Source organism: Streptomyces sp. CA-111067, assembly GCF_050956065.1.
Taxonomy (GTDB): Bacteria; Actinomycetota; Actinomycetes; order Streptomycetales; family Streptomycetaceae; genus Actinacidiphila.
In genome coordinates, this window is record NZ_CP192103.1 from 7,601,956 (window position 1) to 7,627,729 (window position 25,774).

Sequence of the window (25,774 nt, forward strand, 5' to 3'; positions counted from 1 at the left end):
GAAGCCGCCCGCTCACGCGGCCTGTTGTCGCACCTCCGCCCGTCCGGCCGGGGCCGCGCACCCGGCCCGCCTGCCCCGGATCACGAGCGCCGCGACCGCCGGAGCGGCCGCCGCCACCGCGAAGCACAGCGGCAGCGGCGCCCGGGCGACCAGGACGGCGGCCAGCGCGCCGCCCGCCGAAGAGCCCGCGTTCACCGCGGAGTTGACCCAGGTGGTGGCCCGGGTCGCGGTGCCGGCCGGGGCGAGGTCGGCCGCCGCCAGGTAGGCGGTGGCGAGTACCGGCGAGATCAGCGTGCCGGTCGCCGCCACGCCCACCGCGAGCACGGGCAGGCCCGGTGCCGCGCCGGTCAGCGCGAGCAGCCCGGCCAACAGGGCCAGCAGGTACGGCAGTCGGGCCACGGCGGGCAGCCGCCAGCCGATCCTGCCGTACAGCAGCCCGCCCAGCGCGCTGCCCGCGGACTGCGCGGCCAGGATCCAGCCCACCGCGGCCCCGTGGTGCGCGTGGTCGGCGAACGCGATGACGTACAGGTCGATGCCGCCGAGGCAGCAGCCGGACCCGAGTGCGGCGTAGGCGGCCCTGCGCACGCCGGCGCCCTCGGCGCTGAGCAGCCGCAGGCGTGAACGGACCGCGCCGGTACGGGACTCGGGCGCGATCAGCTTGACGGCAGGTGAGGTGACCATGGCCAGCGTGCCGACGGCGATCACGACACCGGACAGGACGAGGCCGCGCACGGGGTGCACGGCGACGACCAGCAACGGCCCGGTGAGGAAGATCAGTTCCTCGGCGACCGTGTCGAGGCTGAACGCTCTTTGCAGCAGCGCGCCGTCGGGAGTCATGGCGTCCCACAGCGCGCGCATCGTCGGCCCGAGCGGCGGGCACAGCGCGCCCGCCACGGCGGTCAGGGCGGCCAACTCGGCGAACGGCGGGCGGTGTTCGCCGGTGAGCGCGGCGAGCCCGAACAGGGCGGCGGCGAACGGCCAGGCGAGCGTGGGCAGGGCCCGGCGGGGCCCCCACCGGTCGACGAGACCGGCCCTGGCCGGGCCGAGGGCGACGGACACGGTGGCGAACAGGGTGGCGAGCAGCCCGCCGCTCGACAGCGAGCCGGTGGCGGAGGTCAGGGACAGGACCAGGGACAGCGAGACCGTCCCGTAGCCGAGCCGCCCGAGCATCGCGGCGCCGAACGTGCGGCGGGCGTGGGGCAGCGCGAGGACGGCGGCGTAGGACGCCGCCGGGCGTGGCGAAGACATGGGTGTGTGTTCCTCGGGGAGGGTGGGGCGTGGGCAGGCGGACCCGGATGCATCGGCTCAGCCGCGGGACCGCGGCAGGCGCGGTAGGGGCGGCGGGGACGCGGGTCGCGACCTACGCACGGAGAGAGAACACGACGTGCACTTTACCGGCCTGCGGCCGCCCCGACCACACTTGCGCGCACCGGGAGCCCCCCGAAACGCTGCCCGCCCCGCCGCGGGCCCGCGCCCTGTCCCCGGACCTTGCCCCCGGTGGTGGGCTGGTGGCGCAGTTCCCCGCGCCCCTTCGGTGCGCCCGCCTTCGGCGCGGCGTCACTGACCGCACCGGGCAACGCAGCCCCGTCAGGGGCGCGGGGAACTGCGCGAACAGCCACGACGGGCGCGCAGCCAGAAGCGTCAACTCCTGGGCGCTCCGCGCCCGTTTCCCGTCGGCGTCGGGGTGAAGTCGTAGCTCACCTCGGTCAGGGAGCGGGAGATCTCCCACAGGCGGATCGCCGACGTGGTGTCGCGTGCGCGGGGAGCGGGGGTCAGGACCCCGGGGGTGCCGCGCAGGCCCGTGCGGCCTCCGGGGCCCAGATACGTGCCGCCGGGGAGGCCGGGGAGGGTCGCCGCGCACAGAGTGGGGAGAGCGCCTGTCGCGGGGCTCACCGCGATCAGCCTGTTGGGGACCGCCATCAGCGTCCTGACCGGGCGCGACCGTCCCGTCGTGATGAGCGACGTGGCCACCAGCCCGGGGTGCACGCCGTAACCGTGCACCGGGAGGCCCGCCGCGCTCGCGCGGCGGTCGAACTCCGCCGTGAACAGCAGGTTCGCCAGCTTGGAGTTGCTGTACGCGCGCAACCGCCCGTAGTGCCGCCGCCCCTGGAGGTCCGTGAAGTCCAGCCGCCCGCGCGAGTGCAGGTCGCTGCTGACCGTGACGACCCGGGCCGCGGACGAGGCCGCGAGCGCCGGCAGCAGCAGCCCGGTCAGCGCGAAGTGCCCGAGGTGGTTCGTGCCGAACTGCAACTCGTAGCCGTCGGCGGTCAGCCGGCGCGGCGTCGCCATCAGCCCCGCGTTGTTGATCAGCAGGTCGAGCGCCGCGTGCTCGTCGAGGAAGCGGTCGGCGAAGTCGCGTACCGACCCGAGGTCGGCCAGGTCCAGGCGCCGTACCTCAAGCAGCGCGCCGGGCGCCGCCGCGCTGATCTCGGCCGCCGCCGCGTTCCCCCGGCCGGGGTTGCGGACGGCGAGTACCAACGCCGCTCCCGCCTTGGCCAGTTCGAGCGCGGTCGCCAGGCCGATGCCGTTGTTCGCGCCGGTGACGACCGCGACCTTGCCGGTCAGGTCCGGTATGCGGTCGGTGCCCCAGCCGGCGGGGACCGGATAGGTGGCGCTGAAGAGTTCGGTGTCCGTGCTGTCGGCCGACATGACGAGCCTCCGGGTACATCCGGTGGTGCCGGGTCCGCGGGGCGGCGTGCGGATGCGGGCCGGTCGGCGGGCCGCGGATTACCCCGTCAACTGGCGTGGAGCGGCGGGCGGTCGGCCACGTTCGCGGTGGCCGTGGGGCGCGGGCAGTGATGCACGGGCAGTCCTGGGCCGTACGGGTGCAAGGTCCCTTTCACGGTCGCTCACCGGCTTCCGCGGTGTCAAGCACGATCAGGTGTGATCACCCCCGGCCGAGCGCCGCCGTGTATGACCACCGCCGGGCGCACGTGCGCAAAAAGGCCGTCCCATCGGCGCGCACGGGGGCGGTGCGCCGATGGGACGGCCGTACGGAGGGGGGCCGGCTGCCGGGTGTCCCGTCCCCACGATGACCCGGCGGTCGGCCCCCGGGCCCCGGGCGTTCTCCGCTGACACGGCACCGGGGGGTCGGGGGAGGCCGTCGGTCGGACGGCCCGGGGAAGCCTGGCGGCTACATGTGGACGGCCTGCACGCCGCCCTCGACCGGCTCGGGCCGGCCCTTGCGGTACATCACCAGGGTGATCACGGCGCCGATCGCGAACAGCCCCGCCGACCACCAGTAGGCGGTCGAGTAGCTGTGCAGCTGGGACTGCGCCTGAGCCGCCTTCGACGTGCCGTGGCTTGCCAGGTAGCTGCTCGCGGCGCTCGCCGCCAGCGTGTTCAGCAGCGCGGTGCCGATCGAACCGCCCACCTGCTGCATGGCGTTGACCGCCGCGGACGCCACACCGGCGTCCTCCTCGCCGATCTCCGCGGTCGCCTGGCTCATCGCGGTCGGGATCACCAGGCCGAGGCCGAGGCCGATCACGATCAGCGGCGGCAGCACGTTGGCCGCGTAGGTGCTGTTCAGGTCGAGCACGGTCAGCCAGGCCATGCCGGCGCCCGCCATCAGCATGCCGAGCGGGACGATCGGCCGCGGGCCGAGCTTGGGCAGCAGCGAGTTGGTGGCCAGCTGGGCCGAGACCATCAGCGCGCCGATCATCGGCACGATGGCCAGACCGGTGTGCACCGGGTTGTAGTTGAGCGACAGCCGCAGGTAGTACGTCAGGAAGAGGAACACGCCGAACATTCCGGCGCCGGAGATCGCCAGCACGGTGAAGGACGCGCCGCGGTTGCGGTCGAGCAGCACGCGCATCGGCAGCAGCGGGTGCCGGGTGCGGACCTGCCAGTAGCTGAAGGCCGCCAGCAGGACGGCGCCGGCCACCAGGAAGCCCCAGGTCATCGGGGAGGCCCAGCCGTGGGTCTCGGCGTTGGCGAAGCCGTAGACCAGGCCGAACAGCCCGGTGGTGACCAGCAGGGTGCCGGGGATGTCGAGCTTCGCGCCGCGGACCGGGACGGTCTTGCGCAGCAGGAGCAGGCCGCCGGTGAAGGCGAACACGGCGAAGAACAGGTTCACGTACAGCGTCCAGCGCCAGTTGAGGTGCTCGGTGAGCACGCCGCCGAGCAGCAGGCCCACACCACCGCCCGCACCGGCCACGGCGCCGTAGATGCCGAACGCCTTCGCGCGTTCCTTGGCGTCGGTGAAGGTGGTGTTCAGCAGGGAGAGCGCCGCCGGCGCGAGCAGCGCGCCGAACAGGCCCTGCAGGGCCCGGCCGCTGACCAGGACCTCGAAGTTCTGCGCGGCGCCGGCCAGCGCGGATGCGCCGGCGAAGCCGACCACGCCCACCAGGAAGACGATCTTGCGGCCGACCAGGTCGGCGAGCCGCCCGCCGAGCAGCAGCAGCGAGCCGAACGCCAGCGAGTACGCGGTGACGATCCACTGCCGGTTGCCGTTGCTGAAGCCGAGGTCCTGCTGCGCGGAGGGCAGCGCGATGTTCACGACGGTCGCGTCGAGGACCACCATCAGCTGGGCGAGGGCGATGACCGCGAGCACCCACCAGCGGTGGTTCGCCTTCTCCGCCCCCTTTGACAGGTCGACGGCGGAGTCGCCGGCGGCCCCGGTGACCGGTGCCGGTTCGCCGACATGCGCGTCGGCGGTGTGCTGGGATGACATGGGACGAACTCCTCGGAAGCGACTGGGCGGGGACGGGGGCCGCAGGAAGAACGAAACTGTTTCGTACTCCACGAACCGTACGACCCGGGCTATCGAAACGCAAACGTTTCGCTCCCGGTGATCGTGTGCCGCTCCTCACACGCGCGGTGACCAGGCGGAAGGCGGCTCGGGCGGTGCCGTCAGCTGTCCACCCGGCCGGTGACGGCGACGGTCACGCCGAGGCCGATCATGGCGATCCCGCCGGTGCCGCCGACCGCGGCGAGCCGCTTGGGGGAGCTGGCGAACCAGGTCCGGGCCGCGGCGGCGGTCAGCGCCCACATGCTGTCGCAGACCAGGGCGATGCCGGTGAAGACCAGGCCGAGGAGCAGCATCTGCTCGTGCACGGCGCCGGCGCCGCGGTTCACGAACTGCGGCAGTACGGCGGCGAAGAAGATCGTCGTCTTGGGGTTGGTGACACCCACGACGAAGCCCTCCCAGAGAGTGCGGGCGTTGCCCTGCCGGGGCGGCTCGGCCGCTTCCCGCGCCTCGCCGGCGGGCAGCAGGGAGTGCCGGTGGCGGAACGCCTTCACGCCGAGGTAGACGAGGTAGACGGCGCCGGCGAGCTTCAGCGCCACGAAGACGGTGACCGAGCGGGCGACGACCTCGCCGAGGCCGAGGGAGACGGCGACGACCAGGACGTAGGCGCCGATCGCGTTGCCCAGGACGCTGCCGAGGGCCACGCGGCGGCCGGCCGAGAGGGCGCGGCCGAGCACGAACAGGACGCTCGGGCCTGGGATCAGGACGAGTATCAGCGACATCGCCGCGAATCCGAGCAGCCGGTCGACGGTCATGTTCTCCCCCTCCGGGGCGGTCCCGCCCCCCATCCGCCCGAGGCTACCGACCCCTGGGCTCCGCCCGCGCCCCTTTTTCCCCGGGCCCAGCCCCTTGCTGCCCGTCCCGGGACCTTCCCCCCGGTGGTGGGCTGGTCGCGCAGTTCCTCCCCCAGCTACCGCTGGGAGGTGCCCCCAGCGCCCCTGGGGTAACCGGGGACGCCGCGCGATGGGGTGCCCCGTGGGGGCGCGGGGAACTGCGCGACCAGCCTGGGGGCACCCCCGGCCGAAGGTTGGGGCAGAGCCGGCACTCGGGGGACGGGGGAAGCCCCCGCGGCGGGGGGCCGTCCCGTCCTACGGGAGCAGGCCCGCGCGGCGGGCGGCCACCACTGCCTCCAAGCGGGTGTGCGCGCCGAGTTTGCGCATCGCCGACCGCAGGTAGCTCTTCACGGTCTCCGGGCGCAGCCTCAAGCGGCCCGCCGCCGCGGAGTTGGTCGCTCCGGAGGCCACCGAGGCCAGGACGTCGAGCTCGCGCGGGGTGAGCCGGTCCGGCATGGGGAGGCCGGGAGCGGCCGCCGAGCCCGCGGGGGCCGCCGCCGAGGCGATCCGGGCGCAGGCCACCAGCAGCTCCGCGCGCAGGTGCGGATCCGGGATCCGCCCGGCCAGCGAGCGCAGCTCCGTGTGCGCCTCCCGCACCTCCTCCCAGGCGCGCGGATCGGCCACCACCGGCTGCCGCAGGCAGGACAGCAGGCGCTGCGCCTCCTCCCGCACCGCGAGCGCCTGTTCCAGCTCGCGCGCCGCGTCCAGCGCGACGTTCAGCGGCCGGTCGCCGAGCGCGTACGGCTGGCGCAGCGCCCCGTACAGGACGCCCCGCACCCGCCGCCGTACCACCACCGGCACCGCGAGCACCGAGCGCAGCCCCTCCGCCGCCACCGCCGTGTCGTACTCGTGGCTGATCGCCCGCGACGAGCCGTAGTCGGTCACCGCGTTGGGCCGGCCGAGTGCCAGCGTCTTGCCGCCGAGGCCGCTGCCGGTCGCGATGGCCAGGCCGCGCAGCGACTCCGTGTCGGTGCCGGCCAGCTCGGTGATCCGGAACTGCCGGGCCGCGTGTCCGGCCGGCGCCCCCGTACCGGCCCCGCCGACCAGCCCGCCGAAGGACACCGGCAGCAGTCCGGAGCCGCGCATGCGCAGCAGCGCCGCCCGCACTTCCACGGCCTCGCCCCGACTGTCGTCCACCGCGCACCTCCCGCACCCCCGTCCGGGGGTAGTGAGACCCAGGTCACTCCCGGACGATGCTACTCAGGCTCCATCAACGAGGAGGACGCATGGCCGCAACAGACGCGACGGGGACATTCCGTGCCGCGCGTGACTTCCTGCTGCGGCACCGGGAGGACTACGACACGGCCCGCAGCGGCTTCCGCTGGCCGCGCCCCGAGCACTTCAACTGGGCGCTCGACTGGTTCGACGTGATCGCGGCGGACAACGACCGGCCCGCGCTGTGGATCGTCGAGGAGGACGGCAGCGAGACCCGGGTCTCGTTCGGCGAGATGTCCGAGCGCTCCAGCCGGGTGGCCAACTGGCTGGCCCTGCAAGGGGTGCGGGCCGGCGACCGGCTGCTGCTGATGCTCGGCAACCAGGTGGAGCAGTGGGAGACCGCGCTCGCGGCGATGAAGCTGCGCGCGGTGGTCATCCCGGCGACCCCGCTGCTCGGCCCGGCCGACCTGCGGGACCGGATCGACCGCGGCGGCGCCCGGCATGTGATCGTCCGGGCCGCCGACACCGCGAAGTTCGACGAGGTGCCGGGCGACTACACCCGGATCGCGGTCGGCGGCGCCGGCGCGCCCTGGCTGGCCTACGAGGACGCCCACACCGCCGCGGCGGAGTTCACCCCGGTGGCTCCCACCAGGGCCGACGAGCCGCTGATGCTGTACTTCACCTCGGGCACCACCGCCAAGCCCAAGCTGGTCGAGCACACCCACGTCTCGTACCCGATCGGCCATCTGGCCACCATGTACTGGATCGGGCTGCGCCCGGGCGATGTGCACCTGAACATCTCCTCGCCCGGCTGGGCCAAGCACGCCTGGTCGAGCCTGTTCGCGCCGTGGAACGCCGAGGCGACCGTCTTCGTGTACAACTACAGCCGGTTCGACGCGGCCCGGCTGATGGCCGAGATGGACCGCTGCGGGGTGACCAGCTTCTGCGCGCCGCCCACCGTGTGGCGGATGCTGATCCAGGCCGACCTGAGCGCGCTGCGCAACCCGCCGCATGCCGCCGTGGCGGCGGGCGAGCCGCTGAACCCCGAGGTCATCGAGCACGTACGGCGGCTGTGGGGAGTGGAGATCAGGGACGGGTTCGGGCAGACCGAGACCGCCGTCCAGGTCGCCAACTCGCCCGGCCAGCCGGTGAAGGCCGGTTCCATGGGACGGCCCACGCCCGGCTACACGGTGACGCTGATCGACCCGCTCAGCGGCGTCCCGGGCAACGAGGGCGAGATCTGCCTCGACCTGAGCAACCGCCCGGTCGGCCTGATGACCGGCTACGCGGGCGCCCCCGAACTCACCGACGAGGCGATGGGCGGCGGCTACTACCGCACCGGCGACATCGGCTCCCGGGACGCGGACGGCTACATCACCTACATCGGCCGCTCCGACGACGTCTTCAAGTCCTCCGACTACAAGATCTCGCCGTTCGAGCTGGAGAGCGCGCTGCTGGAGCACGAGGCCGTCGCCGAGGCCGCGGTGGTGCCGGCCCCGGACGACCTGCGGCTGGCGATCCCCAAGGCGTACGTGGTGCTGGCCGAGGGCTGGGCGGCGGACGGCGAGACCGCGAAGCTGATCTTCGCGCACTCGCGGGCCGTGCTGGCCCCGTACAAGCGGATCCGGCGGCTGGAGTTCGCCGAGCTGCCCAAGACCGTGTCGGGCAAGATCCGCCGGATCGAGCTGCGCGAGCGCACGATGCACGACGGCAGCGCCGAGTACCACGAGGAGGACCACCGGTGAGCGCCGCCGGCCCCTCCGACCCCGGCCCCTCCGACCCCGGCCATCCCGACGCCGGCTCGGCCGCCGCAGGCCCGTCCTACGCACACGGCATCGGAGACACCCCCTTGCTCGGCGACACCATCGGCCGCAACCTGGACCGGGCGGTCACCGCCTTCCCGAGCCGTGAGGCGCTGGTCGACGTGCCGAGCGGCCGGCGCTGGACCTACGCCGAGTTCGGTGCGGCGGTGGACCGGCTGGCACGCGGACTGGCCGCGCACGGCGTGCTCAAGGGCGACCGGGTCGGCATCTGGGCGGTCAACTGCCCCGAGTGGGTGCTCACCCAGTACGCCACCGCCCGGCTCGGCGTGATCATGGTCAACATCAACCCGGCCTACCGGCTGCACGAGTTGGCGTACGTCCTGCGGCAGTCCGGCATCGAGGTGCTGATCGCCTCCACCGAGTACCGCGGCAGCGACTACCGGGCGATGGCCGCCCAAGTACGCGGCGAATGCCGGCGGTTGCGCGAGGTCGTGCACATCGGCGACCCGGAGTGGGACGAGCTGGCGGGTGCCGGCGGCGGCCTGGACGCGGACTATCTCGCGGTCAGGGAAGCCGAGTTGAGCTGCGACGAGCCGATCAACATCCAGTACACCTCGGGCACCACCGGCTTCCCCAAGGGCGCCACGCTCTCGCACCACAACATCCTCAACAACGGCTACTTCGTGGGCGAGACGGTCGGCTACAGCGAGCAGGACCGGGTCTGCCTGCCGGTGCCCTTCTACCACTGCTTCGGCATGGTGATGGGAAACCTCGGCATCACCTCGCACGGCGGCTGCATCGTCATCCCGGCCCCGGCGTTCGACCCGGCGGCGACGCTGCGCGCGGTGCAGCAGGAGCAATGCACCTCGCTCTACGGCGTGCCCACCATGTTCATCGCCGAGCTGAACCTGCCGGACTTCGCCTCGTACGAGCTGTCCTCGCTGCGCACCGGCATCATGGCCGGCTCGCCGTGCCCGGCCGAGGTGATGAAGCGGGTGATGTCCGAGATGCACATGCCCGAGGTGTCCATCTGCTACGGCATGACCGAGACCTCACCGGTGTCCACCCAGACCCGGCGGGACGACGACCTGGAGCACCGCACCGCGACCGTCGGACGGGTGCTGCCGCACATCGAGGTCAAGGTCGTCGACCCGGTGTCGGGGGTGACGCTGCCGCGGGGCAGCGCCGGTGAACTGTGCACCCGCGGCTACTCGGTGATGCTCGGCTACTGGGACGAGCCGGCGCGCACCGCCGAGGCGGTGGACGCGGGCCGCTGGATGCACACCGGCGACCTCGCCGAGATGCGGGACGACGGTTACCTGGCGGTCGTCGGCCGGATCAAGGACATGATCATCAGGGGCGGCGAGAACGTCTACCCGCGGGAGGTCGAGGAGTTCCTCTACACCCACCCGAAGATCGCCGATGTGCAGGTGGTCGGGGTGCCCGACGAGCGGTACGGCGAGGAGATCCTCGCCTGCGTGATCGCCCGCGACCCGGACAGCCCGCCGACCCTCGCCGAGATCACCGGCTTCTGCACCGGTCAGCTGGCGCACTTCAAGATCCCCCGCCACCTGCGGATCATGACCGCGTTCCCGATGACGGTCAGCGGCAAGGTCCGCAAGGTGGAGCTCCGCGAGGACTTCCACCCGGCGGACTGACGGAAGGCGTCCGCCTCAGCGCGCCGCGAGGATCGCGGTCGGCGCGTGCCCCGGCTCGGTGGCCAGCTCCTCGAACTCCACCACGTTGCCGATGTCGGCCGTGGTGCTCATCGAGATGTTGGTGATCCGCTCCAGGATCGCCTCCACCACCACCGGCACCCGGTGCTCGGCCGCGAGCTTCTTGGCCTGCTCGAAGGCCGGCCCCAGCTCCGCCGGGTCGGTGACCCGGATCGCCTTGCAGCCCAGGCCCTCGGCGACCTTGACGTGGTCCACGCCGTAGCCGCCCAGCTCGGGCGAGTTGAGGTTGTCAAACTCCAGGTTGACCTGGAAGTCGATGCCGAGGCCGATCTGCGCCTGCCGGATCAGCCCCAGGTAGGAGTTGTTCACCAGGACGTGCACGTAAGGGATGCGGTGCTGCGCGCCGACCGCGAGCTCCTCGATCATGAACTGGAAGTCGTAGTCCCCTGACAGCGCGACGACCTGCGCCTGCGGGTCGGCCACCGCCACGCCCAGCGCCGCCGGGACAGTCCAGCCGAGGGGGCCCGCCTGGCCGCAGTTGATCCAGTGCCGGGGCCGGTAGACGTGCAGCATCTGGGCGCCGGCGATCTGCGACAGGCCGATGGTCGTCACGTAGCGGGTCTCCGGGCCGAACGCGCGGTTCATCTCCTCGTAGACCCGCTGCGGCTTCATCGGGATGTCGTCGAAGTGCGTACGGCGGTGCAGCTCGCCCTTGCGCTGCCGGGCCGAGGCCGCCCACTGCGAGCGGTCGGGCAGCCGGCCCGCCGCCTTCAGCTCGCGGGCCACCGTCACGAACAGTTCGAGCGCGAGGGCGGCGTCCGAGGCGATCCCGAAGTCCGGGGCGAAGATCCGGCCGATCTGGGTCGGCTCGATGTCCACATGGACGAACGTGCGGCCCTTGGTGTAGACGTCCAGCCGACCGGTGTGCCGGTTGGCCCAGCGGTTGCCGATGCCCAGCACGAAGTCGGACTCCAGGAAGGTCGCGTTGCCGTAGCGGTGCGAGGTCTGGACGCCGACCATGCCGGCGTTCAGCTCGTGGTCGTCGGCGATGGCGCCCCAGCCCATCAGCGTCGGCACCACCGGCACCCCGGTCAGCTCGGCGAACTCCACCAGCAGGTCGGACGCGTCGGCGTTGATCACCCCGCCGCCGGCGATGATCAGCGGGCGCTCGGCCTCGCCCAGCATGGCGAGCGCCTTCTCGATCTGCGCGCGGCTCGCGGCCGGCTTGTAGACCGGCAGCGGCTGGTAGGTGTCGGGGTCGAACTCGATCTCGGTCTGCTGCACGTCGACCGGCAGGTCGATCAGCACGGGGCCGGGCCGGCCCGAGCGCATCAGGTGGAACGCCTGCTGGAAGACGCCCGGCACCTGCGCGGCCTCGAGGACGGTGGTGGCGGCCTTGGTGACCGGGCCGGCGATCGAGGCGATGTCGACGGCCTGGAAGTCCTCCTTGTGGATCACCGCGGTCGGCGCCTGCCCGGTGATGCACAGGATCGGGATCGAGTCGCCGGCCGCGGAGTACAGGCCGGTGATCATGTCGGTGCCGGCCGGGCCCGACGTGCCGACGCAGACCCCGATGTTGCCCGGGTGCGTCCTGGTGTAGCCCTCGGCCATGTGCGACGCGCCCTCGACGTGCCTGGCGAGCGTGTGCCGGATGGCGCCCGACGCCTTCAGGGCCGCGTAGAAGGGGTTGATCGCGGCGCCCGGCACGCCGAACGCGACCTGGACGCCTTCCAGTCGGAGGATCTCCACGGCCGCGCGGGCGGCGGTCATACGAGGCATGAGGGGCTCCTTCTTCCGCGACTGCTTCCACGCTGTATTCCGTAATGTGGAAGTATGATTCTGCTATATGGAAGGAATCTAGGCCGCCGCGTGGTGCGCGTCAAGGGAGCGGCCGGCCGCCGGCGGGCGCACGGGAAAGCGCCCGGCCGCGGGATGCGGACAGGCGCCTGAAGGGAGAGCGGGGGAGCGCGGGCGGATCAGCCCCGGCGGTCGGGACCTGAGCGGATCAGGACGTCGGCCGCGTCGTTGACCGGCTGCGGGGTGCCGGTCAGGTCCATCACGAACAGCGGCACGTCGAGCCGGTCGGCCCGCGTCCTGGCGTCGGCGGCGTAGCCGGCCAGCGAGAAGAACGCCCCGGTGGCGTCCTCGTTCACGCAGTTCAGCCACAGGCACTCGACATCGCGCAGCGTGGACGGCTGCGTGCTGGGATCGACCTGGGCCACCAGTCCGTCGCCGCGCAGGTCGATGCCGTTGGCCGTACGGTCGCCCGCCAGCCGTACGTTGCCGAAGCCGAGCCACTTCAGGTACTGGGCGGCGGCGGTCAGCGCGTCCCGGGCGGTGCGGATGGTGACCGGGCGGAACGGCGGCCTGGCCGTGGTCGGCGGCGGCACCTGGCCGGTCGGCTCGGGCGCCGCCCCGGCCGGCTGCGGCACCGGCGCGGAGCCCTGGTCGGCCGGCAGCCCGCCGCGGCCGCCGGCGCCGCCCACCGACAGGTCGTCACCGACCGGCAGCCGGATCAGCGCGCCGCACGGGCAGCCGAACTCCGGCTGCGGCCAGTGGTCGCAGCGCCCGCACTCCGGGCAGCACATCCGTACCCACGAGTCGTCCCACGACTGGTGTCTGATCTCCATCGGCAGCCCGCCGTGCCGCACCGGCACCGCCAGCGGCGCGCCGCAGGCGCAGGGGAACGTCGGGGCGGTGTACGTGTGCTCCCGGCGGCACACCGGACACAGCACGAGCACGCTCTCTGCCATGGTTCGCAACTCCCGGTCGGGCGCGGCGTTCTGAGCCGAAGATGTCGTGCTCCCATAGTGCAGGAAGTATGCGCCGCTGTGACCGGAGCCGGACACTCCGTGACCCGTGGACTGACGGGGTGTCGGATGGTGGCCGTCCGGCGGTGCGCTTGGCGCGACAGGACAGGTCACGCACCGCCGGACGGAGCTATCGGGGCCCTCGGCCGCCGGTCAGTCCTTGACCGGCAGCCCGGACAGCCGCTCGACCCCGCGCAGCAGCGCCGAGTGGTCGAGGCCGCCGTCGCCCTGGGCGCGCAGCGCGGCCACCAACTGGGCGACGACCGAGCCGACCGGCAGCGCGGCGCCGACGGCGCGGGCCGCGTCGGTGACGATCCCCATGTCCTTGTGGTGCAGGTCGATGCGGAAGCCGGGGCCGAACTCGCGGTGCAGGAAGTTGTCCTTCTTGCGGGTCAGCACGGTGGAGCCGGCCAGGCCGCCGTTCAGCACGTCCAGGGCGGCGCTCAGGTCGACGCCTGACTTCTCCAGGAAGACCACGGCCTCCGCGCACGCCTGGATGTTCACCGCGACGATCAGCTGGTTGGCGGCCTTCACGGTCTGGCCCGAGCCGTGCGGGCCGCAGCGCACGATCGTCGCGCCGAGCGCGCCGAGCAGCGGTCCGGCCTCGTCGAAGTCGGCCTGCTCGCCGCCCACCATGATGGACAGCGTCCCCTCGATCGCGCCGGCCTCGCCGCCGGAGACCGGGGCGTCCAGCACCCGGATGCCCTTGTCCGCGCCGGCCTCGGCCAGGTCGATCGAGGTCTGCGGGGTGATGGACGAGGTGTCGATCAGCAGCGCGCCGGGCCGGGCGTGGGCGAGGATGCCGTCCTCGCCGTAGGCGACGGCCTCCACCTGCGGTGAGGCGGGCACCATCGTCACGATCACGTCGGCGTCCTTGACTGCCTCCGCGATCGAGGCGGCCGGGGTGCCGCCGGCGGCGCGCAGCCGTTCCAGCTTCTCCGCCTCCAGCGTGTACCCGGTGACGTCGTAGCCGGCGCGGATCAGGTTCTCCGCCATGGGCGAGCCCATGATGCCGAGCCCGATCCAGGCGATCCGGGGCAGTTGGTCAGCCATGTGTGGTCCTTTCAGGGGTGGACTCAGGGGTGGACCGGTCCAGGGGTGGGCCCCGTCAGCGCAGCCAGTCGAAGGAGGCCGCGCTCCCGGCGGGGGACGGCTTGTACTCAAGGCCGGTCCAGCCCGCGTAACCCGCCTTGCGCAGCAGGTCGAGCAGGTCGGCCAGCGGCAGCGACCCGGTGCCGGGGGCGCCGCGGCCCGGGTTGTCGGCGATCTGGACGTGGCCGGTGAGCGGGGCGTATCGGTTGACCACCTCGGCGAGGTCCTCGCCGTTCATCGACAGGTGGTAAAGGTCGAGCAGGAAGCGGGTGTTGTCCAGACCGGTGGCGGCGTTCACCCGGTTCACCACGTCGATGGCGGCGGGCGCGCTGACCAGCGGGTAGTCCGGGGACTCGGGCGCGTTGAGCGCCTCGATCAGCAGGGTGGCGCCGACCCGGTCGGCGGCCCTGGCGGCGGTGGCCAGGTTCGCCAGCGCGAGGGCGTCCTGCTCGGCCGGATCGACGCCCGCCACCCGGTTGCCGTACAGCGCGTTGAGCGCGGTGCAGCCGACCGACGCGGCGAAGTCGGCGGCGACGTCAAGATTGGCCAGAAATCGCTCAGACTCGGCGCCGGGAACGGACAGCGCGCCGCGATCGGGCCCCGGCAGCCGGCCCGCGTAGAAGTTCAGCCCGACCAGCCGGGTGCCGGCCGACTCCAGCGCGGAGCGCAGCCCGTCGAGCACCGACTGCTCCGGCGCCGGGTCGTCCACCCACGGCCACCACAGCTCGACCGCGTCGAAGCCGGCCGCCGCGGCGGCGGCCGGGCGGTCCAGCAGCGGGAGTTCGGTGAACAGGATCGAGAGGTTCACATCGAAGCGCGCGTCGGTGAAGCTCACAGGAGTGCGCTCCTTCCGTATTGCGGAAGTAATATTCTGTCTTGTGGAACAGTGAATCAGCCGGACCGCGACTGTCAAGTGCCGCCGGCCGCCCGATGTCGCAGCCGGGGCCGACCGGCTAGGTTGACCCCGTGAAACTGAGGCTGGAATTCACCACCGAGCCGTTCGACCTGGACGAGCCGCCACGGCACGCGCTGGTGGCCCGGGAGGTCGTGGAGGGCGGCGCGCTGGAGGCCGTGGACGTCGGCCCGTTCGGCAACACCGCCGAGGGCGGTGTGGAGGACGTGGTCGCGGCCGTCGGCGAACTGCTGCGCCGCACCCTGGACGCCGGCGCCACCCGGGTCTCGCTCCAGGTCAACGTGCTCGGCGAGGACGACAGGTGAGCGGGCCGTCGCAGCCGTTCCGCGACGCCGTCAAACCGCTGGTGGACGCCATGGGTGCCGAGCTGATCGAACCCGCGCAGGCGCGCGGCGACGACGTGGTGCTCAGCTGGGAGGGCGAGCCGGCGGTGGCCGTCCGGCTGCCGCACCTGGCCGACTCGCTCGACCATCTGCTGGCCGACCTGCGCCGCCGGCACGGACCGCTGCCCGACCTCGGCCGCAAGGAGAAGCAGAACGTCGTCCGGATCCTGGAGGAGCGCGGCGCGTTCTCGGTCCGGCACGGCGTGGAGACCGTCGCCTCGGCGCTCGGCGTCAGCCGCTTCACCGTCTACAACTACCTCAACAGGGAGAACGCCGGCCGGGCCACCGAGTGACCCGCGGCCGGCCCGCCGCCACGGCGCGCCGTAACCGGAAGTTTTCAACAAACTGTTGACGTCATGCGGTGGCGGCTCTTAGCTTGCGACTGTGACTTCCAGCGCTTCGCCGGGTCTTGCCCGGTTCAACGAGGCCCCCGCCGGCACCGCGTCCGCCCTGCTGCACGAGGTGTGCGCCAGCCGCGCCTGGGCCGCCGCGGTGACCGGCGGACGGCCGTACGCCGGCCTCGACGACCTGCTCGCGGCCAGCGACACGGCCATGGCGGCGCTCGGCGTCGCCGACCTCGCCGAGGCGATGTCCGGCCACCCGCCGATCGGCCGCCCGGCACCGGGCGACCCGGTCTCGGCCCGCGAACAGAGCGGCGTGCAGGCCGCACAGCGTGAACGGCTGCTCGAACTGAACCTCGCCTACCAGGACGTGCACGGGCATGTCTTCCTGATCTGCGCCACCGGCAGGACCGGCGACGAGATGCTGGCCGCGCTCGAACAGCGGACCGGCAACGACGCGGACACCGAACGCGAGATCGTCCGCGCCGAACTCGGCAAGATCAACCGCATCAGGCTGTCCCGGCTGGCGGAGCGGCCCGCGGTAGCAGAAGGAGACCCGTCATGACGGACACGAGCGCGTCCGGCGCGCCCGCCACCAGCGTGTCCACCCACATCCTGGACACCAGCGCCGGCCGCCCCGCCGCGGGCGTGCCCGTCGAGCTCTCGGTCCGCGCCTCCCCGCGCTCGGACTGGGCGCCGCACGGCACCTCCGAGACCGACGCCGACGGCCGCTGCAAGGACCTGCCGGCGCTGCCGGCAGCCACCACCCACGTACGGCTGCACTTCGACGTACAGCCGTACCTCACCCGCGAGACCCGCGAGACCCGTGAGACCTCTGGATCCCGCGACACCCACACCAGTAGAGCCGAGGCACAGCAGGACGCCCCCCGCGTAAGGGACAGCGGAGCCTTCTTCCCGGAGGTGGCGGTGGTCTTCGCCGTCGCACCGGGCGAGCACTACCACGTACCGCTGCTGCTCAATCCGTTCGGCTACTCCGTATACCGAGGGAGCTAGCACCGATGCCCACCCATCTCGGCCAGAACCAGTACGGCAAGGCGGAGAACCGCGTCGTCAGGATCACCCGCGACGGCGGTACCCACCACATCAAGGACCTCAACGTCTCCGTCGCCCTGTCCGGCGACATGGACGACGTCCACCTGTCCGGCTCCAACGCCAACGTGCTGCCGACCGACACCACCAAGAACACCGTCTTCGCCTTCGCCAAGGAGCACGGCATCGAGTCGGCCGAGGCGTTCGGCATCCACCTGGCCCGGCACTTCGTCGGCAGCCAGGAGCCGATCCGGCGGGCCAGGATCCGGATCGAGGAGTACGGCTGGGAGCGGATCCCCACCGCGAAGGAGGGCGACCACTCCTTCGTCCGCACCGGCCAGGAGACCCGCACCACCGAGATCAGCTTCGACGGCGAGCACTGGCAGGTGGTCTCCGGGCTGAAGGACCTGGTGGTGATGAACTCCACCGACTCCGAGTTCTGGGGCTTCGTCAAGGACAAGTACACGACGCTCAAAGAGGCGCACGACCGGATACTGGCCACCGAGGTCACCGCCCGCTGGCGGTTCAACTGGACCGGCGACGACCAGCCGCAGCCGCAGTGGGAGCAGGCGTACGCCGACGTCCGCCGGCAACTGCTCGACGCGTTCGCCGCGACCTACTCGCTGTCCCTTCAGCAGTCGCTGTTCGCGATGGGCACCCGGGTCATGGAGACCCGCGCCGACGTGGACGAGGTCCGGCTGTCGCTGCCGAACAAGCACCACTTCCTGGTGGACCTGGAGCCGTTCGGCCTGAAGAACGACAACGAGGTCTACCTCGCGGCCGACCGCCCGTACGGGCTGATCGAGGGCACGGTGCTGCGCGACGGCGCCGAGGCCCGCATCCCGGTGACGGACTGAGAGGGCCACCGCCATGACCGAGACCCACACCGAGAGCGGCGCCCCCGTCGAGCGCGTCGTCATCGAGAACTGCGCCATCGCCACGGTGGACGCGGCCGGCACCGAGCACACCTCAGGCCACATCGTCGTCGCCGGCAACGTCATCGAGTCGGTGGCGGCCGGGCCCGCGCCGGCCGGCCTGGCCGGGGTGACCCGCAGGATCGACGGCACCGGCCATCTGGCCACCCCCGGCCTGGTCAACACCCACCACCACTTCTACCAGTGGCTCACCCGCGGCCTGGCGCAGAACAGCAACCTGTTCGACTGGCTGGTCGAGCTCTACCCGACCTGGGCGCGGATCGACGAGCCGATGGTCTACGCGGCCGCTGCCGGATCGCTCGGCGTCCTGGTCCGCGGCGGCGTCACCACCGCGATGGACCACCACTACGTCTTCCCGCGCGGCGCCGGCGACCTGCTGGGCGCCGAGATCAGGGCCGCCGCAGAACTCGGCGTGCGGTTCACCGCCGCCCGCGGCTCGATGGACCGCGGCAAGAGCGACGGCGGGCTGCCGCCGGACTTCGCGGTGGAGTCGACCGAGGAGGCGCTGCTCGCCACCGAGCAGGCGATCGACACCCACCACGACGCCTCGTTCGGCTCGATGCTGCAGATCGCCGCGGCGCCCTGCTCGCCGTTCTCGGTGTCGACCGAGCTGATGCGGGAGGCCGCTGTGCTGGCCCGCCGCAAGGGCGTACGGCTGCACACCCACGGCAGCGAGACGGTGGAGGAGGAGAAGTTCTGCCACGAGCTGTTCGGCATGGGCCCGACGGACTACTTCGAGTCCACCGGCTGGCTCGGTGACGACGTGTGGATGGCGCACTGCGTCCACATGAACGACTCCGACATCGCCGCCTTCGCCCGCACCGGCACCGGCGTGGCGCACTGCCCGTCCTCCAACGCCCGGCTGGCCGCCGGGATCGCCCGGGTGCCCGACATGCTGGCCGCCCGCGTGCCGGTCGGCCTCGGCGTGGACGGCACCGCCTCCAACGAGTCCGGCGAGCTGCACACCGAGCTGCGCAACGCGCTGCTGATCAACCGGCTCGGCGGCGGCGAGAAGGCGCTCGACGCCCGGCAGGCGCTCCGCCTGGGCACCTACGGCGGCGCGCAGGTGCTCGGCAGGACCGCGGAGATCGGCTCGCTCGAACCGGGCAAGCTCGCCGACCTGGTGCTGTGGAAGCTCGACGGCATCGGGCACGCGTCGATCGCCGACCCGGTCGCGGCACTGGTCTTCGGGGCCGCGGCCCCGGTCACGCTGTCGCTGGTCGGCGGGGTGCCGGTGGTCGAGAACGGCAGCCTGACCCGGGCCGACGAGGACGGCATCGCGCGGCTGACCCGCACTGAGGCCAGGCGGCTGGCGGAGATCGCCGGCCTGGCCTGAGGCCGAGCCCGCGGCCGAGCCTGAGGCCGCGGTTGCGGTTGCGGTTGCCCAGACGACCGGTCGGGGAGGGACGGCCCCCGGCCGGTGAGCGGACCCCGTCCTGACCTGGGGTCCGACGACACCGCCCCCGGCACTTCCGTGCCGGGGGCGGTGTCGATCTGTCGATCTGCCGTCAGGCGCCGGTGTCCGCACCGATCGGCCGGAACATGATCAGCAGGTCTACATAGCCCTTCGCGGGATGCCGGAAGCCGCCGGGAATCGTGCCGGCCACCCGGAAGCCCACCGACTCGTAGAGCGCCACGGCGTTGGTGTTCGTGGCCACCACCGCGTTGAACTGCATGCCGCGGAAGCCCTGCTGCTCCGCCCAGGCCAGCGTCTCGTCCACCAGCGCCCGCCCGACGCCCCGGCCGGAGTGCGCCGGGTCCACCATGTAGCTCGCGCTGGCGATGTGCGCCGCGTTGCCCATCTGGTTGGCGTTCATCTTGGCGGTGCCGAGTACGGTGCCGTCGTCGCCGACCGCGACCACCGTCCGGTTCGGCGCGGCGAGCATCCAGAACTCCCTGGCCCGCTCCTCCGGCAGGTCGACGGGGTAGGAGAAGGTCTCGCCCGCGGCGCAGATCTCCCGCAGGAACGGCCAGATCCGCGGCCAGTCGGCCTCGGTCGCGTCACGTATCAGCACATCAGTCACGCAGCTCACGGTAGGCAGGCAGCGTCAGGAAGTCCACGTAGTCGGTGTCCAGCCCGGTGCGCAGCAGCAGCTCGTACGCCTCGGTCCACTTGCCGGTGGCGAAGGCGTCCTCGCCGACCTCGGTGCGGATGGCCACCAGCTCGTCGGCAGCGACCTGCCGGACCAGCTCGGGGGTGGCCTTCTCGCCGCCCTCGAAGACCACACCGGCGTTGATCCACTGCCAGATCTGCGAGCGGGAGATCTCCGCGGTCGCCGCGTCCTCCATCAGGTTGAAGATCGCCACCGCGCCCATGCCGCGCAGCCACGCCTCGATGTAGCGGATGCCGACCTGGACGGCGTTGCGCAGGCCCTCGAAGGTGGGCCGGGCGTCCAGCGAGGCCACGTCGATCAGCTCGGCGGCGGTGACGTGCACGTCCTCGCGCAGCCGGTCCTTCTGGTTCGGCCGGTCGCCGAGCACCGCGTCGAACGAGGCGCGGGCGATCGGCACCAGGTCGGGGTGCGCGACCCAGGAGCCGTCGAAGCCGTCGGCCGCCTCCCGGTCCTTGTCGGCCTTGACCTTCTCGAACGCGACCTTGTTGACCTCCGGGTCGCGCCGGGACGGGATGAACGCGGCCATGCCGCCGATCGCGTGCGCGCCGCGCTTGTGGCAGCTGCGCACCAGCAGTTCGGTGTAGGCGCGCATGAACGGGGCCGTCATCGTCACCGCGTTGCGGTCCGGCAGGACGAAGCGCTCGCCGCCGTCGCGGAAGTTCTTCACGATCGAGAACAGGTAGTCCCAGCGGCCCGCGTTCAGCCCGGAGGCGTGGTCGCGCAGCTCGTAGAGGATCTCCTCCATCTCGTACGCGGCGGTGATCGTCTCGATCAGCACGGTCGCCCGTACGGTGCCCTGCGGGATGCCGACATGGTCCTGGGCGAAGACGAACACCTCGTTCCACAGCCGGGCCTCAAGGTGCGACTCGGTCTTGGGCAGGTAGAAGTACGGGCCCTTGCCGAGGTCGATCAGCCGCCGCGCGTTGTGGAAGAAGTAGAGGCCGAAGTCCACCAGCGCGCCCGGCATCTGCTCGCCGTCCACGGCCAGGTGCCGCTCGTCCAGGTGCCAGCCGCGCGGCCGGACCACGACGGTGGCGAGGCTCTCGGCGTCGCCCAGCGCGTACGACTTGCCCTCGGGGGAGGTGAAGTCGATCCGCCGCTCGTAGGCGTCGATCAGGTTGACCTGGCCGCCGATCACGTTCTCCCAGGTGGGGGCCGAGGCGTCCTCGAAGTCGGCGAGCCAGATCCTGGCGCCGGAGTTGAGCGCGTTGATCGTCATCTTGCGGTCGGTGGGACCGGTGATCTCCACCCGGCGGTCGTCCAGCGCGGCCGGGGCCGGGGCCACCCGCCACTGCGGGTCGTCGCGGATGTGCGCGGTCTCCGGCAGGAAGTCCAGGGTGCCGGTGCGGGCGATCTCGGCGCGGCGGCGCTGCCGCAGGGCCAGCAGTTCGGCCCGGCGGGGGGCGAAGCGGCGGTGCAGCTCGGCGAGGAAGGCCAGCGCCTCGGGGGTGAGCACCTCCTCGCCCCGGTGGACTGGCCCCGCCGTCCCGGGGACGACGACGGCGGACGAGGGGGTGCTTGCGGACATGCGGTCACTCCTCCAGAGAGCAAGGGTGCTGGCGTCCGGCGGTGCGGGAGGCACGCAGTGCCGTGCGGCTCCGTGGTGCGGGCGCTTCTGCAAGGTGGAGCATAGTTTTCACAGTGCGGAAGTTCAACGTTTTGTGGCACGCGGTGCAGCGGGCCGGAGAAGCCGCAGGTCGGCGGGGGTGTCGATATCCGCGGGATCGCCGACGTCGGCGCACTCCACGAGCACGGTCTGCTCGGCGTGCTCGCGCAGATACGTCCGCGCGCCGCGGTCCTCGCCGGCGCCGGCCGCCACCCCGGCCCAGCGGGCGGCGCCGATCAGCACGGGGTGGCCGCGGCGGCCCTCGTACATGGCCGAGACCAGCGCGGAGACCAGGTCGTCGGCGGCGGGGGCGGCGGCCAGCACGCGGGCCACGGACTCGGCGCCGATGCCCGGCTGGTCCACCAGGCTGATCAGGGCGGCGGAGGGGCGGGCCGTCTGGGCGGCGTCCGGCGCCGCGTCGGCGGCCGGGTGGCCCGCCAGGGAGGCCAGGCCCGCGCGCAGCGAGGAGCCCATGCCCTCCTCCCAGTGCGGATTGCGGACGATCACGCAGCCCGCCAGGTCGGCCCGCGCCTCGACCTCGTCGGCCGCCGCGCCCAGCACCACATGCACAGGACCGCAGCCGCCGGCCCGCAGCACCGCCACCGCGTGCTCGACCAGCGGGCGCCCGTCGTACGGCAGCAGCGCCTTGGGACGGCCGCCGAGCCGCCGTCCGCCGCCCGCGGCCAGCAGCAGGGCGGCCACCTCGCCATTCGTCTCCATGCGTCCTGCATACCGCGTACCGGGCCGTCGGGACAGGCCGCCGTCGGCGTGGCGTGTTCCGGTATCGTCAGGCGTGTGCCGGGAGGAGCGGTGCCAGCCGAGGAACGGGGACTGATGGGCGCTCAGCACGGCGGTCCGGTCGTCAGGGGACAGGTCTTCGAACCGCCGGGCGCCGCGGACCCGACGCTGCTCTCCGGCCACCGGATCAGCGCGCGGCTCGGCGACGGCGCTCTCGGCCGGGTCTTCTTCGCGCACGCGCCCGACGGCCGGCCCGTCGCCCTCACCGTCGTCCGCCCCGAACTCGCCGCGCTGCCCGGCTTCGCCACCCGCTTCCACCACGACGGTCTTGCCGCCCAGCGGGTGCGCGGCCCGTACACCGTCCCGGTCACCGGCAGCGGTGCCGACGGCGGCCGGTACTGGTTCGCCTCCGGCTACGTCCCCGCGCTGTCGCTGCACGCGGCGGTCGCCGCCGCCGGGCCGCTGCCGGTCGGCGGGGTGCTGCGGCTGGTGGCGGGGATCGCCGAGGCGCTGGCCGCGATGAACCGCGCCGGGGTGGTGCACGGCGACCTGCGGCCCGCGAACGTCCTGCTCGCCGCGGACGGGCCCCGGGTCAAGGACTACGGCATCGCGCGGGCCGCCGACGCGGAACTGCTCACCGGCCGGCCGGAGGCGGACGGGACGGGGGAGGGGGAAGCGGAGGCCGAGGCCGAGGGGGCTGAGGGCGCTGCCGGGTCCGAGGGTGCCCCGGCCGGCCGCGCGCCGGTCCTCCGCTCGCCCGAGCAGGCCGCGGGCCGGCCGGGCGGCCCGGCCACCGACGTCTTCGCGCTCGGCCAGATCGCTGCCTACGCGGCCACCGGGATCGCCCCGTTCGGCGACGGGCCCGCGCAGGCCGTGCTGGCCCGGGTCGCGCAGGAGGAGGCCGACCTCTCCGAACTCCCGGGCCAGCTGCGGGAGATCGTCACCCGCTGCCTGATCAAGGACCCGGCGCTGCGGCCCTCGCCCGCGCAGATCATCGCGATGTGCGGCCAGGCGGCGCCGGAGTCGGTACGGCCCCGGCTCGACCCCTGGCTGCCGCCCGCCCTGCTGGCCGCGCTGGTCCCGCCGATGCCGCCGCCCGCACCGCCGGCCCCGGCGGCGCCGCCACCGCCCGCGCAGCCGCCGGGGCACGGCTGGCCCGCGCCGCACTGGCACACCGGGTGGACCCGGCCGGTCCACATGCACCTGCCGAGACCGCTGCCGCTGCGGCCGCTGCCCTTGCCGCTGCACCGGCCGGGCGGCCGGGGCCGGCGGCGGATGGCGGTCCTGGTCGGGGCGCTGGCGGCGCTGGCCGTGGTGATAACGGCCGGGGTGGCGCTGGCCGGCGGCTTCGACGGGTCGTCGGCGAAGGGCGGCCCGGCGCGGGCGGCGGGCGCGGCGCCCAGCACGGCGCCTGGCCATGGCACGCCACCGCGGGACGACGGTCGCGTGCCCACGACGGTCCCGGGCGGCGGCAGCGCGCCGACCACCGTGCCGGGCGGCGCCGTTCCCGGTGTGCCGACCGCGCCCGGCGGCGGCGACGGGAACGCGACCGGCGCGCCGGAACCGCAGGGCACGATCTACCGGGGCGTCCAACTGCCCGCCGGATACGCCCTGGTGCTGGCGCAGGACCCGCTCCAACTGCTCCAGGGCCCGGCCGCCGGCAACCTCGGCTACTCCGTCCAGCCCGACGTCTTCACCACCGACCCGCACGCGGGCACCCTCGCCCTGCTCGAACCGGGCGCCCCCGGCACCCTGGCCGCCTGCCGGGCCGCCACCCACCCGATGCCGACGATCGCGCGCGACCGGCTGAACGCCGGCTCGCGGCTGTGCGTGCAGTCGATGGACGGCACGGCCGCACTGGTGACGTTCCGTCAACTCACCGCCCAGGGTGAGCCGGACCCCCGGGTCATCCTGGACATCACCGTCTGGCGCGGCCTCCAGGTCGCCGACCGGAGCGCGGCGGGCCAGGGCCCGTAGCTTCCGACAGCTCCGACAGCTCCGCCGGTTGACACGGCTCCGAATGTTCTGACGATCCGTCGTCCAGAGGGCGTCACGGCCGGACAGGACCGGGCACCGAACGGCCGAATTGTCACCCGGCGTCGGTCAACGACCCCGCACCGCAGCGAATTTGGCGCATTTTTCGCCGACCATGTGGCGCGATCGGCACCTCGTCGCGTTTACTGATCCGCCCCGGGGGTCACGACCGGGCGCCGGGGGGCGAAGTATGCGCGCGAGGCAGGGGATGTGTGGTGGGGGAGTCGCAAGTGATCGACGGGGACCGCAGCGGTACGTTCGCGTGGTCGGCCGCCGAGGTCGCGCTGGGGAGCGCGCCCGGTGCCGCGGGGCTGCTCGGGGCGGTACTCCGGTTACGCAGTGAACTCGCCGCGCACCGCGCCCCGTTGCCTGACCGGGCGGTGGCCGAGGACCAACTCGACGCGCTGGGCCGGCAGGCGGTGTCCTCGTCCGCGCCGGACACCGAGTCCCTGCGGCACTCCTTATTGCTGGTGGCATCCGCCCTGGGCTCGGTCAGCGCCCTGTCGGCCGCACTGACCGAACTCCGCGTGGCAGTAGAGGCGATGGCCTTGCCCCGCTGACCTCGGTCCCTGCTGACCGCGACCCCTGCCGGCCGTGAACCCGGCCCCGCGCGCTCCGGCGCGCGGGGGGCGAGCGGTCAGACCGTGCTGGACGAGCCGTTCTTGGCCGCCGCGGCGATCTGCTGGGTGGCGTCGGTGACCTGCCCGGCCGGCGGGGCGGTGACGTGCACCGGCGTGCCGAAGTCCGTCAGGTGCAGCGTCATCGTCAGACTGATCGACTGCGACGAGCCGGCCGACGGCGAGGCGGTGGACTTGGCCGTCATCACGGCCGTCAACTTCTCCTGCCGCACCCGGTGCTGGGCATCCACCCACACGTCGACCGGGATCGGCTTGGCGCTCACCCCGGAGGCGGACAGCGCCTGCGGCGAGACGACCACCCGGTAGTGCGTGGTGGGCGCCCCGTCGACGGTCTCCGAGCCGACCTTGGTGACCTGCTGCGGGTGGTCCAGGTAGGCGAGTTGGCCGGACGCGTCCGGGGCCTCGTTCGCCATGCTCCCGGTGCCGTGCGGGATCTTCGTGGTGTCCACCTTGATCCACGGCTTTCCGTGGGTCAGCTTGCCGGTCGCCGCGGACGGCGGCAGCTTCTCGTAGAGCGTGCTGCCCACCACCCGCATCTCGACCTTCTGCCCGGCCGTCACGACGGTGAACTCCCCGCGCGGGTCGGCCCCCGAGCCCTTCATCGAGGTCACACCGCTGCCGTGCACGGCCAGATCCTTGCCGCCGGTGCGCACCGACTCGTCCAGCGTCATCCGCGCCGAGTCGGCCTTGGAGGTGGTCGTCAGGGCGGTCTGCACGGCGGTGGCGTCGCCGGTGCCGCCCGGGTCTCCGGCCGACGCCGAAGGCGACGGGGCCGCGGACGTCGTGGGGGAGTGCGTCGTGCCGCCGGCCGAGGCGTCGCCGTTGCCGGACGACGAACCGCAGCCCGCCAGCGCCACTACCGCCGCTATCGCCACGCCTCCGCCCGCCAGGGCGGCGGACCTCGAAGCCGTCCCTGTCCTGCGCCGGGTGCCAGCCATGTCCTCAC

The 25,774-nt window shown here is 73.1% G+C and carries 23 protein-coding genes; 10 read left to right on the forward strand and 13 right to left on the reverse strand.

Features of this window, described 5'->3' with window-relative positions:
• Positions 1-12: 12 nt before the first annotated feature.
• From ACQPW6_RS33565 to ACQPW6_RS33585, 5 genes are all read right to left on the reverse strand, one after another.
• The gene (locus tag ACQPW6_RS33565; protein ID WP_433893479.1) at positions 13-1,248 is read right to left on the reverse strand and encodes an MFS transporter; all 1,236 of its coding nucleotides are present in this window, start codon (positions 1,246-1,248) and stop codon (positions 13-15) included.
• A gap of 393 nt (positions 1,249-1,641) precedes the next feature.
• Positions 1,642-2,649 carry an oxidoreductase gene (locus ACQPW6_RS33570; protein WP_433893480.1) on the reverse strand — a complete coding sequence of 336 codons (1,008 nt, stop codon included), beginning with the start codon at positions 2,647-2,649 and terminating at the stop codon, positions 1,642-1,644.
• 484 nt (positions 2,650-3,133) lie between these two features.
• Positions 3,134-4,672 (reverse strand): MFS transporter, encoded by a 1,539-nt coding sequence (locus tag ACQPW6_RS33575; RefSeq protein ID WP_433893481.1) that lies wholly within the window; start codon positions 4,670-4,672, stop codon positions 3,134-3,136.
• A 179-nt stretch (positions 4,673-4,851) separates the two neighbouring features.
• Complete coding sequence (locus tag ACQPW6_RS33580; protein ID WP_433893482.1) at positions 4,852-5,535, reverse strand: LysE family translocator; 684 nt, start codon at positions 5,533-5,535, stop codon at positions 4,852-4,854.
• Between the two features lie 300 nt (positions 5,536-5,835).
• A complete protein-coding gene (locus ACQPW6_RS33585) occupies positions 5,836-6,666 on the reverse strand; it encodes a LuxR C-terminal-related transcriptional regulator (RefSeq protein ID WP_433894742.1) in 831 nt (276 codons plus the stop codon).
• Between the two features lie 140 nt (positions 6,667-6,806).
• Between ACQPW6_RS33585 and ACQPW6_RS33590 the strand changes: the two genes are divergently transcribed.
• Positions 6,807-8,480, forward strand: a complete 1,674-nt coding sequence (locus tag ACQPW6_RS33590; protein WP_433893483.1) for an AMP-binding protein — start codon at positions 6,807-6,809, stop codon at positions 8,478-8,480.
• Between the two features lie 89 nt (positions 8,481-8,569).
• Positions 8,570-10,156, forward strand: a complete 1,587-nt coding sequence (locus ACQPW6_RS33595; protein WP_433894743.1) for an AMP-binding protein — start codon at positions 8,570-8,572, stop codon at positions 10,154-10,156.
• Positions 10,157-10,171: 15 nt separating this feature from the next.
• Here ACQPW6_RS33595 and gcl read toward each other — a convergent pair whose 3' ends face one another.
• The 4 genes from gcl to ACQPW6_RS33615 all read right to left on the reverse strand — a co-directional run bounded on the left by gcl (position 10,172) and on the right by ACQPW6_RS33615 (position 14,911).
• A complete protein-coding gene (gene gcl / locus ACQPW6_RS33600) occupies positions 10,172-11,953 on the reverse strand; it encodes a glyoxylate carboligase (RefSeq protein WP_433893484.1) in 1,782 nt (593 codons plus the stop codon).
• 197 nt (positions 11,954-12,150) lie between these two features.
• A complete protein-coding gene (locus tag ACQPW6_RS33605; RefSeq protein WP_433893485.1) occupies positions 12,151-12,927 on the reverse strand; it encodes a hypothetical protein in 777 nt (258 codons plus the stop codon).
• Between the two features lie 210 nt (positions 12,928-13,137).
• A complete protein-coding gene (locus ACQPW6_RS33610) occupies positions 13,138-14,037 on the reverse strand; it encodes a 2-hydroxy-3-oxopropionate reductase (RefSeq protein ID WP_433893486.1) in 900 nt (299 codons plus the stop codon).
• A 55-nt stretch (positions 14,038-14,092) separates the two neighbouring features.
• Positions 14,093-14,911 (reverse strand): TIM barrel protein, encoded by an 819-nt coding sequence (locus ACQPW6_RS33615; RefSeq protein WP_433893487.1) that lies wholly within the window; start codon positions 14,909-14,911, stop codon positions 14,093-14,095.
• A gap of 131 nt (positions 14,912-15,042) precedes the next feature.
• Here ACQPW6_RS33615 and ACQPW6_RS33620 point away from each other — a divergent pair, with 131 nt between their 5' ends.
• From ACQPW6_RS33620 to ACQPW6_RS33645, 6 genes are all read left to right on the forward strand, one after another.
• A complete protein-coding gene (locus ACQPW6_RS33620; protein WP_433893488.1) occupies positions 15,043-15,294 on the forward strand; it encodes a hypothetical protein in 252 nt (83 codons plus the stop codon).
• Between the two features lie 50 nt (positions 15,295-15,344).
• On the forward strand, positions 15,345-15,665 hold the full coding sequence (locus ACQPW6_RS33625; RefSeq protein WP_433894744.1) for a helix-turn-helix domain-containing protein: 321 nt from the start codon (positions 15,345-15,347) through the stop codon (positions 15,663-15,665).
• A gap of 91 nt (positions 15,666-15,756) precedes the next feature.
• Positions 15,757-16,278, forward strand: coding sequence for a 2-oxo-4-hydroxy-4-carboxy-5-ureidoimidazoline decarboxylase (gene uraD / locus ACQPW6_RS33630; RefSeq protein WP_433893489.1), 522 nt, complete (start codon positions 15,757-15,759; stop codon positions 16,276-16,278).
• A complete protein-coding gene (locus ACQPW6_RS33635) occupies positions 16,275-16,727 on the forward strand; it encodes a hydroxyisourate hydrolase (RefSeq protein WP_433893490.1) in 453 nt (150 codons plus the stop codon). The genes uraD and ACQPW6_RS33635 overlap by 4 nt, the downstream gene beginning before the upstream one ends.
• A gap of 5 nt (positions 16,728-16,732) precedes the next feature.
• Positions 16,733-17,620, forward strand: a complete 888-nt coding sequence (pucL, locus tag ACQPW6_RS33640) for a factor-independent urate hydroxylase (protein WP_433893491.1) — start codon at positions 16,733-16,735, stop codon at positions 17,618-17,620.
• 13 nt (positions 17,621-17,633) lie between these two features.
• Positions 17,634-19,034, forward strand: a complete 1,401-nt coding sequence (locus ACQPW6_RS33645; RefSeq protein WP_433893492.1) for an 8-oxoguanine deaminase — start codon at positions 17,634-17,636, stop codon at positions 19,032-19,034.
• A 172-nt stretch (positions 19,035-19,206) separates the two neighbouring features.
• Here the strand turns inward: ACQPW6_RS33645 and ACQPW6_RS33650 are convergent, their stop codons facing one another.
• From ACQPW6_RS33650 to ACQPW6_RS33660, 3 genes are all read right to left on the reverse strand, one after another.
• A complete protein-coding gene (locus ACQPW6_RS33650; protein ID WP_433894745.1) occupies positions 19,207-19,713 on the reverse strand; it encodes an N-acetyltransferase family protein in 507 nt (168 codons plus the stop codon).
• 1 nt (position 19,714) lies between these two features.
• Positions 19,715-21,340 carry a malate synthase A gene (gene aceB / locus ACQPW6_RS33655; protein WP_433893493.1) on the reverse strand — a complete coding sequence of 542 codons (1,626 nt, stop codon included), beginning with the start codon at positions 21,338-21,340 and terminating at the stop codon, positions 19,715-19,717.
• 123 nt (positions 21,341-21,463) lie between these two features.
• Positions 21,464-22,138 (reverse strand): nucleotidyltransferase family protein, encoded by a 675-nt coding sequence (locus tag ACQPW6_RS33660; RefSeq protein WP_433893494.1) that lies wholly within the window; start codon positions 22,136-22,138, stop codon positions 21,464-21,466.
• A 114-nt stretch (positions 22,139-22,252) separates the two neighbouring features.
• Between ACQPW6_RS33660 and ACQPW6_RS33665 the strand changes: the two genes are divergently transcribed.
• Entirely contained in the window at positions 22,253-24,133 is a 1,881-nt protein-coding gene (locus ACQPW6_RS33665) for a serine/threonine-protein kinase (RefSeq protein ID WP_433893495.1), read from the forward strand.
• Between the two features lie 287 nt (positions 24,134-24,420).
• Positions 24,421-24,750, forward strand: a complete 330-nt coding sequence (locus ACQPW6_RS33670; protein ID WP_433893496.1) for a DUF5955 family protein — start codon at positions 24,421-24,423, stop codon at positions 24,748-24,750.
• A gap of 77 nt (positions 24,751-24,827) precedes the next feature.
• Here ACQPW6_RS33670 and ACQPW6_RS33675 read toward each other — a convergent pair whose 3' ends face one another.
• Positions 24,828-25,766, reverse strand: a complete 939-nt coding sequence (locus ACQPW6_RS33675; protein ID WP_433893497.1) for a hypothetical protein — start codon at positions 25,764-25,766, stop codon at positions 24,828-24,830.
• Positions 25,767-25,774: the final 8 nt, after the last annotated feature.